This is a genomic window from Plantibacter sp. CFBP 8804 (assembly GCF_014841225.1).
GTDB classification, from domain to species: Bacteria; Actinomycetota; Actinomycetes; order Actinomycetales; family Microbacteriaceae; genus Plantibacter; species Plantibacter auratus.
In genome coordinates this window covers 174,026-186,800 of the sequence record NZ_JACYTU010000001.1, presented here as the reverse complement: position 1 = coordinate 186,800, position 12,775 = coordinate 174,026, and the positions used below count along the sequence as shown (strand labels likewise).

Here is a 12,775-nt window from a genome sequence, read left to right as displayed (position 1 = left end):
CCCGGGCTACTTGCCGAGCGTCTCGTGTGCTGCGGAGACGACTGCCTCCGTGGTGATGCCGAACTCACGGAACAGCGTCTTGTAGTCGGCGGACGCACCGAAGTGCTCGATCGACACGGTCCGGCCGGCGTCGCCGACGATGCTCTTCCAGGTCAGGCCGAGACCCGCCTCGACGGAGACGCGTGCGGTGACGGCCTTCGGGAGGACGGACTCGCGGTACTCGGCGGACTGCTCCTCGAACCACTCGAGTGCGGGCACCGAGACGACGCGGGCGTTGACGCCCTCGCCGCGCAGGACCTCACGGGCCTCGACGGCGAGCTGGAGCTCGGAGCCCGTCGCGATGAGGATGACGTCCGGCGTGCCGCCGGGAGCCTCGGCGAGGATGTACGCACCCTTGGCGACGTTCGACGCTGCAGCGAAGGTCTCGCCGGTGGCGTCGCCCGTGCCGCGCTCGAACACCGGGATGTTCTGACGGGTCAGCGCGATGCCGGTCGGGCCGCCGCGACGCTTGAGGATCTCGAGCCAGGCGTAGGCCACCTCGTTCGCGTCACCCGGTCGCACGACGGCGAGGTTCGGGATGGCACGGAGCGAGGCGAGCTGCTCGATCGGCTGGTGCGTGGGGCCGTCCTCACCGAGGGCGACGGAGTCGTGGGTCCACACGAAGATGGACGGCACGTTCATGAGCGCGGCGAGACGGACGGCCGGACGCATGTAGTCGCTGAAGATGAGGAAGGTGCCACCGAACGCGCGGGTCGGGCCGTGCAGGACGATGCCGTTGAGGATCGCGGCCATGGCGTGCTCGCGGATGCCGAAGTGCAGGACGCGACCGTAGGGGTTCCCGGTCCACTCGTGGGTGGAGTGCTCGCTCGGGATGAACGACGCACCGCCCTCGATCGTCGTGTTGTTCGACTCGGCGAGGTCGGCCGAACCGCCCCAGAGCTCCGGGATGACCGGGCCGAGGGCGTTGAGCACCTTGCCGGATGCGGCGCGGGTCGAGACGTCCTTGCCGGCCTCGAACACGGGCAGCGCCGACTCGACACCCTCGGGGAGTTCGCCGGCCTCGAGACGCTCGAGCAGCGCAGCGCGCTCCGGGTTGGCCGCGGCCCAGGCGTCGAACGTCTGCTGCCACTCGGCGCGTGCCTCGGCACCGCGGTCGATCGCCTTGCGGGTGTGCTCGATGACCTCGTCGGCGACGAAGAAGTTCTGCTCGGGGTCGAAGCCGAGCACCTCCTTGACGGCCGCGAGCTCCTCGGCGCCCAGCGCCGAACCGTGGATCTTGCCGGAGTTCTGCTTCTTGGGAGCCGGCCAACCGATGATGGTCTTGAGGATGATGAGCGACGGCTTGTCGGTCTCGGCCTTCGCGGCCTCGATCGCGTCGTTGAGCGCGTGGACGTCCTCGACGTACTCGCCCGTCTTCTTCCAGTCGACGACCTGGACGTGCCAGTGGTAGGCCTCGTAGCGGGCCTTGACGTCCTCGGTGAAGGCGATGTTGGTGTCGTCCTCGATCGAGATCTGGTTGGAGTCGTAGATCGCGATGAGGTTGCCGAGCTGCTGGTGACCGGCGAGCGAGGAGGCCTCGCTCGTGACGCCTTCCTGCAGGTCGCCGTCACCGGCGATGACGTAGACGAAGTGGTCGAACGGGCTCGTGCCGGCCTCGGCCTCGGGGTCGAACAGGCCACGCTCGAAGCGGGACGCGTACGCGAAGCCCACGGCGGAGGCGAGCCCCTGGCCGAGGGGACCGGTGGTGATCTCGACGCCGTCGGTGTGGCCGTACTCCGGGTGACCCGGCGTGAGCGAGCCCCAGGTGCGGAGCGCCTCGAGGTCGGAGAGTTCCAGACCGTAGCCGCCCAGGTAGAGCTGGACGTACTGGGTCAGCGAGCTGTGCCCGACCGACAGGACGAAGCGGTCGCGTCCGAGCCAGTCCTGGTCCTTCGGATCGCGTCGCATGACCTTCTGGAACAGCAGGTAGGCGGCGGGGGCGAGACTCATCGCCGTTCCCGGGTGGCCGTTGCCGACCTTCTCCACCGCGTCGGCGGCGAGGATGCGCGCCGTGTCGACTGCTTTGCTGTCAATGCTTTCCCACTGCAGATCTGCCACTGAATACTGACCCTTCTCATCGGAACAGGAGGCCGACGAGCGGTCGAGCCTTCTTCTGTGCGTTCGCGGCCCACGTCGTCTTCGGCGTCCGAGCACACGACACCGCTCTTCGAACTGGGTGAAGGGGGGCGCACGCGTGCACAGTGGCTGGCGAGCACTTCCCAGCATAGCGAACCCCTGCAGCCGAGGGTCGATGTTCGACGAGCGCGAACACGCGACGTCACGGATCGTCGCAGAGCTTGCAGGACGGGCGTCACCCGGTGAGGGACCGCGCGTCTGCGCACCGTGAGTAGGGAGCCGTCCGCGCGTGTCGTAGAATCGTCTGCGGACCGCGCACCGGGCGAGCAGTGCGTGGTGAACCGAACGTTAGAGGAGCAATGGACGTCGCTGTAGCAGAACGTGTGTCGAGCCCCAAGCTCGGTTTCCGACGCAAGGCGAAGGCGTACATCGCCCTCACCAAGCCGCGGGTCATGGAACTGCTGCTCGTGACGACGATCCCCGTCATGATCCTCGCGAAGGGCGGTCTGCCCGACTGGTGGCTCGTCATCGCGACCGTCATCGGCGGGTCGTTGAGCGCCGGCTCCGCGGCGGCGTTCAACTGCTACATCGACCGCGACATCGACGCGGTCATGGACCGCACGAAGAAGCGCCCCCTCGTGACCGGCGAGCTCACGCCGCGCGAGGCACTCGTGTTCGCGTGGACGCTCGGCGTCGTCTCGACGGTCTGGCTCCTCGCCACCACCAACTGGCTCGCGGCCGCACTGTCCGTCGGCGCGATCCTCTTCTACGTCTTCGTGTACACGCTGTGGCTGAAGCGACGCACCCAGCAGAACATCATCTGGGGTGGCATCGCGGGCTGCTTCCCCGTCGTCATCGGCTGGGCCGCCGTCACCGGTTCGCTCTCGTGGGCACCGATCATCCTCTTCGCGGTCGTGTTCCTCTGGACGCCGCCGCACTACTGGCCGCTGTCCATGAAGTACCGCAGTGACTACCAGGCCGTCGGCGTGCCGATGCTCGCCGTCGTCCGCGGTCGCGCGCAGGTCGGCCTCCAGGTCATCCTGTACGCGTGGGCGACGGTCGTCTGCTCGCTCCTGCTCATCCCGGTGGCCGACATGGGGCTGCTGTACAGCGCCGTCGCCCTCCTGTCCGGCGGCTGGTTCGTCTACGAGACCCACCGCCTCTACAACCTCGCGATCCGCCACGAGCACGTCTCGCCGATGCGCGTCTTCCACGGTTCGATCACCTACCTGACCCTCCTGTTCCTCGCCGTCGGCATCGACCCGCTGCTCCCGTTCTGACCCGGTGGCTGACGCAGCGGAACGCGGCCGGCTGATCGCTGCGGCGGGGGAGAGCCCCGACATCGTCTTCGATCGGTTCGTCTCCTGGGCCGAGGCCGGCGGACTGAGCCTGTACCCGGCGCAGGAGGAGGCGCTCATCGGCATCGTCGACGGCGCCAACGTCATCCTCTCCACCCCGACGGGCACCGGCAAGAGCCTCGTCGCCGCCGGCGCACACTTCGCGGCGCTGAGCTCCGGTCGCCGCAGCTACTACACGGCCCCGATCAAGGCGCTCGTCAGCGAGAAGTTCTTCGCACTCGTCGAGATGTTCGGCGCGGAGAACGTCGGGATGGTCACCGGGGACTCCTCGGTGAACGCCGACGCGCCGATCGTCTGCTGCACCGCGGAGATCGTCGCCAACCTGGCGCTCCGGCACGGCGAGGACGCCGGCATCGACCAGGTCGTGATGGACGAGTTCCACTTCTACGCCGACCCCGACCGCGGGTGGGCGTGGCAGGTGCCGCTGCTCACCCTCCCGGACACGCAGTTCATCCTCATGTCCGCGACCCTCGGCGACGTCGGCGACCTCGCGCGCGACCTCGAGCGCCGGACCGGCCGCGAGACCGCCATCGTGACCGGTGTCGAACGACCGGTCCCGCTCCATTTCTCCTACGCGACCACACCGATCCACGAGACCGTGGAAGACCTCCTCCACACGGGACAGGCTCCGATCTACATCGTCCACTTCGCGCAGGCGGCGGCGCTCGAGCGGGCCCAGGCGTTGACCAGCCTCAAGGTCGTCACCCGCGAGCAACGCGACGAGATCGCCGACGCCATCGGCGACTTCCGGTTCAGCACCGCGTTCGGCACGACGCTGTCCCGGCTCGTCCGCAGCGGGATCGGCGTGCACCACGCCGGCATGCTGCCGAAGTACCGACGCCTCGTGGAGCAGCTGGCCCAACGTGGTCTTCTCCGCGTCATCTGCGGGACGGACACCCTCGGCGTCGGGATCAACGTCCCGATCCGCACGGTCCTGTTCACGGCGCTCACGAAGTACGACGGCACGAAGATGCGCCAGGTGAACGCCCGGGAGTTCCACCAGATCGCCGGTCGTGCGGGTCGAGCCGGCTACGACACCGCGGGCACCGTCGTCGTCCAGGCTCCCGAGCACGAGACCGAGAACCTCAAGCTCATCGAGAAGGCCGGCGACGACCCGAAGAAGCGCCGGAAGATCATCCGGAAGAAGGCGCCGGAGGGGTTCGTGTCCTGGGGGGAGCCGAGCTTCCAGCGCCTCGTCGCGGCCGAGCCTGAGACACTGACCAGCCACATGCAGCTCACCCACGCGATGATGCTCAGCGTCATCGCACGCGGCGGCGACAGCTTCGGCACCATCCGCTCCCTCGTCTTCGACAACCACGAGCCTCGGGCGAGACGCTTCGCCCTGGCCAGGCGGGCACTCGAGATCTACCGCACCCTCCGAACGGCAGGGGTGATCACCCAGACGATCGACCCCGAGACGGGTGAGGTCGTCATCGGCCTCACGGTCGAACTGCAGCCGAACTTCGCGCTCAACGCTCCGCTGTCGCCGTTCGCCCTCGCCGCGTTCGAGCTGTTGGACCCCGCGGAGCCCGGCTTCGCCCTCGACGTCATCTCGGTGGTCGAGTCGACGCTCGACGATCCGCGCCAGATCGTCATGGCCCAGCAGCACCTCGCCAGGGGCGAGGCCGTGCAGGCGATGAAGGCCGAGGGGATCGAGTACGACCAGCGCATGGAGCTCCTCGAGGCGGTCACCCATCCGAGACCGCTGGCGGAACTCCTCGAGGCGGCGTTCACGAGCTACACCGCCGCGCAGCCGTGGGCACTCGACCTCGAGCTCCGCCCGAAGGCGGTCGTCCGCGACTTCATCGAGCGTGCACTGAACTTCAGCGAGTTCGTCTCGTTCTACAGTCTCTCGAGGTCCGAGGGACTCGTCCTGCGATACCTCTCCGACGCCTTCCGGGCGATCCGGCAGAGCGTGCCGGACGAGTTCAAGGACGAGGAGCTCCAGGACCTGATCGAGTGGCTCGGAGAACTCGTCCGACAGGTCGACTCGAGTCTGCTCGACGAGTGGGAGGAACTGTCCCACCCGGACCCCGAACGCCATGCGGAGACGAGTCGGTCACTCCCACCCACGCCACGGAGCGTCCTCGCCAACCGCCGGGCGTTCACCGTCCTCGTCCGGAACGAACTCTTCCGCCGGGTCCAGCTCGCGTCGCTGGAGCACTACGACGCGCTCGGCGAGCTCGACGCGTCGGCTGGATTCGACGCCGACACCTGGGCGGACGCCATGGATCCGTACTTCGAGGAGCACGGTGAACTCCCGACCGGCGCTGCAGCACGGAGCCCGGCGCTGCTGGTCGTCGACGACGAGGACGAGCGCCCCGTCGGCGACACGGGCGGTGTCTGGCGGGTGCGTCAGGTGTTCGCCGATCCGGCCGGCGACCATGACTGGGGGATCAGCGCGGTCATCGATCTCGACGCCTCCGACGAGACCGGGACCGCGGTCGTCCGCGTGACCGCGGTCGGGATGCTCTGAGTCGTCAGCAGGCGCAGTGAGTCGTCAGCAGGCCCGCTGACCCGTCAGCGGAAGTGCGTCTGAGCCGTCAGCGGGAGACGCTGAGGGATGCCGACTCCTCGACGCGTGACGCGGTCCGGACCGGGATCCGCTGCTGCAGCACGACCCAGGTCATCGCGGCGACGAGCAGTCCGGCGAGCACCATGTGCAGCCCGACGAGCACCTCGGGGAGTCCGAGGCGGGCCTGGGTGAGCCCCACGATGATCTGCACCACTTCGACCGCGAGCAGCGTGGAGACCGCGGTGCGCACCCCGCGCGACCCGCGGCGGGCACCGAGCGCGATCGCGCCGACGAGCAGCACGATGGTGCCGGCGAGCGTCGCGTAGGCGGGCCAGCTGTGCAGGTGCTGGAGGAACTCGGGGTCGAACCCGTTGCGCGGCGCCGGCACCTCCTTCGAGTTGTCGCCGGCGTGCGGGCCCGAGCCCGTCGTCAGGATGCCGAACACGACGGTGACGGCGACGAAGAGGCTCGTCAGGTGGACGACGCCGAGGTACCAGCCGGGCATGACCTTCACCGCACCACGGGGCCCGCGGTAGACCCGATGGACGAGCATCGTCGCGAGGGCGACCAGGACGATCGAGATGACGAAGTGCAGCCCGACCACGTACGGGTTCAGCCCGGTGAGGACGGTGATGCCGCCGAGGACCGCCTGCGCGGGGATCGACAGGCCCTGGAGCAGGGTCAGTCGGAAGAGGTCGGGGCGCTGCCGACGCATGCGGATCACCGCGAGGAACGCGGCGATCACGATGGCCGCGAGGACGAAGGTCAGAAGGCGGTTGCCGAACTCGATGAAGCCGTGGATGCCCATCTCCGGCGTGTTGACGAAGGAGTCGTCCGTGCAGCGCGGCCACGTCGGGCATCCGAGCCCGGAGGCCGTCAGGCGGACGGCGCCCCCGGTCCCGATGAGGACGAGCTGGAAGGCGAACGAGAGCCAGGCGACGACCCGTACGCGCTTGTCGATCGTCGTCGGCAACCACTGCCAGAACCGGGTGGCCCGCACCCGGTCGGGAAGGGACGGTGCCGGCGTCGGTCGACCGGCGGTCTTGGAGTGGTGTGACACGGGTCGATCCTTCGGTTCGCGGTGGCCACGGCTGCGGTATCCACCGTCCTCACCCACAACCCACAGGAAGCTGTAGGATTATGAGGTTCACGGTGCGCGCGAGAAGCGCCATGGTTCATGAACATTGTAGGTTCGCGAAGAAGCCGCCCGCACATCCCCTCCCCAATCCGCTCCGATCAGGCGCGTGCCATGGGAGGGAATGACGACCTCCAGCCGGTGGTTGTCTCCAGGGAGGAAAGAGGGACACATGTCAGACATCCTGATCGATCGCCCGGAGCTCGCCGGACTCGGCCAATACGAGTTCGGATGGCACGACGGCGACGTCGCCGGCGCTTCAGCGCGCCGCGGCATCTCCACGGAGGTCGTGGCCGACATCTCCGCACTGAAGAGCGAACCGGACTGGATGCTGCAGCGCCGCCTCAAGGCCCTGCAGCTGTTCGAGCGCAAGCCCATGCCGACGTGGGGCGCCGACCTCTCCGAGATCGACTTCGAGAACATCAAGTACTTCGTCCGGTCCACCGAGAAGCAGGCTCAGACCTGGGAGGACCTGCCGGACGACATCAAGAACACCTACGAGAAGCTCGGCATCCCCGAGGCGGAGCGCCAGCGCCTCGTCTCCGGCGTCGCCGCGCAGTACGAGTCCGAGGTGGTCTACCACCAGATCAACGAGGAGCTCGAGGCGCAGGGTGTCATCTTCATGGACACCGACACGGCGTTGCGTGAGCACCCCGAGTTCTTCGAGGAGTACTTCGGCACGGTCATCCCGTCCGGCGACAACAAGTTCGCCGCGCTGAACACCGCCGTGTGGTCGGGTGGCTCCTTCGTCTACGTGCCGCCCGGCGTGCACGTCGAGATCCCGCTGCAGGCCTACTTCCGGATCAACACCGAGAACATGGGTCAGTTCGAGCGCACGCTGATCATCGCCGACGAGGGCAGCTACGTGCACTACATCGAGGGTTGCACCGCGCCGATCTACAAGTCGGACTCGCTGCACTCCGCGGTCGTCGAGATCATCGTCAAGAAGAACGCCCGCGTCCGCTACACGACGATCCAGAACTGGTCGAACAACGTCTACAACCTGGTCACGAAGCGCGCCACGGCCGCCGAAGGCGCGACCATGGAGTGGATCGACGGCAACATCGGATCCAAGGTCACGATGAAGTACCCGTCCATCTACCTCATGGGCGAGCACGCCAAGGGCGAGACCCTGTCCGTCGCGTTCGCCGGTCCCGGCCAGCACCAGGACGCCGGCGCGAAGATGATCCACATGGCTCCGTACACGCAGTCGTCCATCGTCTCCAAGTCGATCGCCCGAGGCGGCGGACGCGCGGGATACCGCGGCGAGGTCCGGGTGGACGCCAACGCCCATCACTCGGCCAACACCGTGCGCTGCGACGCGCTCCTGGTCGACACCATCTCCCGCAGCGACACGTACCCGGCGATCGACATCCGTGTGGACGACGTCCAGCTCGGACACGAGGCGACGGTGTCCAAGGTCAGCGAGGAGCAGCTCTTCTACCTCATGAGCCGCGGCATGCCGGAAGACGAGGCCATGGCGATGATCGTCCGCGGCTTCATCGAGCCGATCGCCCGCGAACTGCCCATGGAGTACGCACTCGAACTCAACAAGCTCATCGAGATGGGCATGGAAGGATCCGTCGGTTAATGACGACTGCAGCACCGACTCAGACCGAAGGACAGCACGGCATCACGGCACACAGCGACGGCGCAGGACGCGTCATCCCGGTGCAGACCCGATCGGAGCGCTTCAGCTCCTATGATGTCGCCGACTTCCCAGCGGTGACGGGACGCGAGGCGGTCTGGAAGCTCAGCCCGGTCGCGCAGTTCACCGACCTCACCGCGGGGGAGCTCGACGGCTCGCCCACCCCGATCACGCACGACGACGTCGACGGCTTCAGCGTCGAGTGGATCAGTCGCGACGACGCCCGCGTCGGCTCCGCCGGCGTGCCGGAGGAGCGCGCCTCCGCGAACGCCTGGTCGAGCTTCGACCAGGCGCTGGCGATCTCGGTCACGGGCGAGGAGTCCAAGACCCTGCGCCTCGAGCGGAGCGGGCTCGGCGACGGCGCCCGCGCTGCGCACACCGTCATCACCGCCGCACCGTTCAGCCGCGGCCTCATCATCATCGAGAACGCGGGCGACGCCCGCCTCACCGAGAACGTCGAGATCGTCGTCGGCGAGCAGGCCGACGTGACCGTCGTGACCGTGCAGTGGTGGGACGACGCAGCCGTGCACCTCGCCAGCCACTTCGCGTCCATCGGTCGCGACGCCCACCTCAAGCACGTCGTGGTGTCGCTCGGCGGCAAGGTCGTCCGGGTGAACCCGACCCTGCACCTCGCCGGTCAGGGCTCGGACCTCGACTCGCTCGGCGTGTACTTCTCCGACGCGGGTCAGCACCTCGAGCAGCAGGTCTACATGCACCACGACGCACCGAACACCCGCGGGCGCGTGACCTACAAGGGCGCACTGCAGGGCGAGGGTGCGCGGTCCGTGTGGATCGGCGACGTCCTCATCAGCAACCGTGCCGTCGGCACCGACAGCTACGAGCAGAACCGCAACCTGGTCCTCTCCGACGGCACCCGTGCCGACTCCGTTCCGAACCTCGAGATCGAGACCGGCGACATCGCCGGTGCCGGTCACGCGAGCGCGACCGGACGCTTCGACGACGAGCAGCTCTTCTACCTGCAGGCTCGAGGCATCCCTGAGGACGAGGCACGACGACTCGTCGTCCGCGGCTTCCTCGTGGAGATCATCCAGCAGATCGGCGACACCGAGCTGCAGGAGCGCCTCTCGGCGGCCATCGAGGCCGAACTGCTCGGCGCCGACGGACAGGGCACCGGCGGAGCGCAGCACTGATGGCGACGAAGGTGTGCTCGTTCGACGAGCTCGCCGTCAACCAGGCCAAGCGGGTCGTGGTGGACGGCGTGCCGATCGCCCTCGTGCGCGACGCATCGGACGAACTGTTCGCGATCGGCGACGTCTGCACCCACGGCGACATCTCGCTGTCCGAAGGCTTCGTCGAGGACGGCAACCTCGAATGCTGGGCACACGGCTCGCAGTTCTCGCTCACGACGGGCAAGCCGCTCACCCTTCCGGCCTACGAGCCGGTCCCCGTCTACACCGTCGAGCTCATCGACGGCGACATCTACATCGACCCGACCGCAACGAAAGAGATCTAGCACCATGTCAGTCCTCGAAATCCGCGACCTGCACGTCAGCGTCGAAACCGAACAGGGCACCAAGCCGATCCTGCGTGGCGTCGACCTCACCATCCGGAAGGGCGAGACCCACGCGATCATGGGTCCGAACGGTTCGGGTAAGTCCACGCTCGCGTACACGATCGCCGGCCACCCGAAGTACACCGTCGACAGCGGATCCATCACGCTGGACGGCGAGGACGTCCTCGCGATGAGCGTCGACGAGCGCGCCCGTGCCGGACTCTTCCTCGCGATGCAGTACCCCGTCGAGATCCCCGGTGTCACGGTCACGAACTTCCTTCGCACGGCGAAGACCGCGGTCGACGGCGAGGCGCCCGCGATCCGCGGCTGGATCAAGGACGTCCGCGAGTCGATGAAGAACCTGCGCATGGAGCCTGCCTTCGCCGAGCGCAACGTCAACGAGGGCTTCTCCGGTGGCGAGAAGAAGCGTCACGAGATCCTCCAGCTCGAGCTGCTGAAGCCGCAGTTCGCAGTCCTCGACGAGACCGACTCCGGCCTCGACGTCGACGCCCTCAAGATCGTGTCCGAGGGCGTCAACCGCGCCAAGGAGAACACGGGCCTCGGCGTCCTGCTGATCACGCACTACACGCGCATCCTGCGCTACATCAAGCCGGACTTCGTGCACGTCTTCGTCGCCGGCAAGATCGCCGAGCAGGGCGGTCCCGAGCTCGCCGACCGACTCGAGAACGAAGGCTACGACCGTTTCCTCGTCGATGCCGTCGTCGCCCCGGAAGGTGCCTGAAGCCGCGCGAGCGGTCTAAGATAACGACATGGTAACAACGCTCAGTCCGCAACGATTCGACGAGGTCGAAGAGGCGCTCAAGGACGTCATGGACCCCGAGCTCGGGGTGAACGTGGTCGACCTCGGTCTCATCTACGACCTGGGTTGGGATGACGAGAACGACGCGCTCATCATCCACATGACCCTGACCTCCGCCGGATGTCCGCTCACGGACGTCCTCGAGGAGCAGACGGGTCAAGCGCTCGACGGCATCGTCGACGCCTTCCGCATCAACTGGGTGTGGATGCCGCCGTGGGGACCGGAGCGCATCACGGACGACGGGCGCGACATGATGCGTGCCCTCGGCTTCTCGATCTGATCGAACCTCAACGACGACGGACGGCTGCAATGCAGCCGTCCGTCGTCCTGTTCCCGGCGGCGTCGTCCGGCTGATCCCGGATAGGGTCGAGGCATGACCGAGATCGTGTCCGCAGACCCTCTCGACGTCCTGCGCAGCCGGACGAGCGAGAAGTGGTCCGAGTACCCCGACGACGTCCTGCCCATGTTCGTCGCCGAGATGGACGTCCCCCTGGCACCCGTGATCCGCGATGCCCTGCACGCGGCGATCGACCGCGGTGACGCCGGGTATGTCGCGAGCCGCACACGGCTCCCACAGGTGTTCGCCGACTTCGCAGCGCGACGCTGGGGATGGGACGTGGATCCCGGCTCCGTGTTCACCACCGCCGACGTCAGCATGGGCATCGTCGAGATCATGCGTCGCGTCATCTCGCCCGGCGAGGGCGTCGTGATCACCTCGCCGGTCTACCCGCCGTTCTTCGACCTCGTCACCGAGGCCGGGGGAGTCGTGGTGGACGTCCCCTTGCTCGGGTCCAGCCGCGCCGACGATCCCGCCGGAGGCTGGCGGCTCGACCTGGACGGTCTCGAAGCCGCCTTCCGCAACGGCGCGAAGGCGTTCCTGCTCTGCAACCCGCACAACCCGATCGGTCGGCCGCACACGGTCGACGAACTCCGCTCGGTCGCCGCGCTGGCCGCGCGGTACGGGGTCACGGTCGTGAGCGATGAGATCCACGCTCCGCTCACCCAGCCGGGCGAGCGGTTCGTCCCCTATCTCGGCGTGTCCGACGAGGCCGCCGAACACGGGTACGCCGTCCTGTCGGCGAGCAAGGCCTGGAACCTCGCCGGCCTGAAGTGCGCGGTAATGGTCACCGCCGGCCCGGGGCCGCGGAGCGTGGTCGCGGGGATGCCGGTCGAGGTGTTCTGGCGGACGGGCCAGTTCGGTGTGCTGGCTTCGGTCGCCGCCTTCGAGGCCGGAGAGCCCTGGTTGGACGGGCTCCTCGGGTTGCTCGACGGCAACCGGCGGCTGCTCGGTGAGCTGCTGGGCACCGAGTTGCCAGAGGTCGGCTACCGTCCGCCTGCCGCCGGGTACCTCGCCTGGCTGGACTGCACCGCGCTCGATTGGACCGAGCCCCCGGCGCGGCGCATCCTGCGCGAGGCGCGCGTCGCCCTGCAGGAGGGAGCCCCGTTCGGGCCCGGAGGCGTCGGCCACGCACGACTCAACCTGGCCTGCTCACCCGAGCTCCTCACCGAGGCGGTCGGACGGATCTCCGCCCTGCGTTGACGGTCGTCCGGCTGCGCCGGAACCCTGCCGGAACGGCCGCGGTGCTGAGCATCGGATTCACGATTTATACTGGGAGGCTGACCCCCACCCTCCGCGTTGTCGAAACGCACCCGAAGAAATGGACTATGCCT

General features: G+C 68.0%; 10 protein-coding genes. 8 read left to right on the top strand and 2 right to left on the bottom strand.

The window, feature by feature from the left end; translation table 11 throughout:
- Positions 1-6 precede the first annotated feature (6 nt).
- Positions 7-2,097, bottom strand: a complete 2,091-nt coding sequence (gene tkt, locus IFU11_RS00890; protein WP_064296932.1) for a transketolase — start codon at positions 2,095-2,097, stop codon at positions 7-9.
- A gap of 377 nt (positions 2,098-2,474) precedes the next feature.
- Here tkt and IFU11_RS00885 point away from each other — a divergent pair, with 377 nt between their 5' ends.
- Positions 2,475-3,395, top strand: a complete 921-nt coding sequence (locus tag IFU11_RS00885; protein ID WP_064296933.1) for a heme o synthase — start codon at positions 2,475-2,477, stop codon at positions 3,393-3,395.
- A gap of 4 nt (positions 3,396-3,399) precedes the next feature.
- Positions 3,400-5,949 carry a DEAD/DEAH box helicase gene (locus tag IFU11_RS00880; protein WP_192017931.1) on the top strand — a complete coding sequence of 850 codons (2,550 nt, stop codon included), beginning with the start codon at positions 3,400-3,402 and terminating at the stop codon, positions 5,947-5,949.
- Between the two features lie 67 nt (positions 5,950-6,016).
- On the opposite strand, the gene IFU11_RS00875 is transcribed toward IFU11_RS00880, so the two are convergent.
- On the bottom strand, positions 6,017-6,988 hold the full coding sequence (locus IFU11_RS00875) for a COX15/CtaA family protein (RefSeq protein WP_137243062.1): 972 nt from the start codon (positions 6,986-6,988) through the stop codon (positions 6,017-6,019).
- A gap of 307 nt (positions 6,989-7,295) precedes the next feature.
- On the opposite strand from IFU11_RS00875, the gene sufB reads away from it, so the two are divergent.
- From sufB to IFU11_RS00845, 6 genes are all read left to right on the top strand, one after another.
- The gene (sufB, locus tag IFU11_RS00870; protein WP_056005633.1) at positions 7,296-8,714 is read left to right on the top strand and encodes a Fe-S cluster assembly protein SufB; all 1,419 of its coding nucleotides are present in this window, start codon (positions 7,296-7,298) and stop codon (positions 8,712-8,714) included.
- Positions 8,714-9,922 carry a Fe-S cluster assembly protein SufD gene (gene sufD, locus IFU11_RS00865; RefSeq protein WP_191941116.1) on the top strand — a complete coding sequence of 403 codons (1,209 nt, stop codon included), beginning with the start codon at positions 8,714-8,716 and terminating at the stop codon, positions 9,920-9,922. Before sufB ends, sufD begins: the two co-directional genes overlap by 1 nt.
- Positions 9,922-10,245: a non-heme iron oxygenase ferredoxin subunit gene (locus IFU11_RS00860; RefSeq protein ID WP_064296937.1), complete on the top strand. Its 324-nt coding sequence runs from the start codon at positions 9,922-9,924 to the stop codon at positions 10,243-10,245. The genes sufD and IFU11_RS00860 overlap by 1 nt, the downstream gene beginning before the upstream one ends.
- Positions 10,246-10,249: 4 nt before the next feature.
- Complete coding sequence (sufC, locus tag IFU11_RS00855; protein ID WP_079002531.1) at positions 10,250-11,026, top strand: Fe-S cluster assembly ATPase SufC; 777 nt, start codon at positions 10,250-10,252, stop codon at positions 11,024-11,026.
- Positions 11,027-11,054: 28 nt separating this feature from the next.
- Positions 11,055-11,384 (top strand): metal-sulfur cluster assembly factor, encoded by a 330-nt coding sequence (locus IFU11_RS00850; RefSeq protein WP_056005622.1) that lies wholly within the window; start codon positions 11,055-11,057, stop codon positions 11,382-11,384.
- A gap of 93 nt (positions 11,385-11,477) precedes the next feature.
- Positions 11,478-12,644, top strand: a complete 1,167-nt coding sequence (locus IFU11_RS00845; RefSeq protein WP_192017930.1) for a MalY/PatB family protein — start codon at positions 11,478-11,480, stop codon at positions 12,642-12,644.
- The last annotated feature ends 131 nt before the right edge of the window (positions 12,645-12,775 follow it).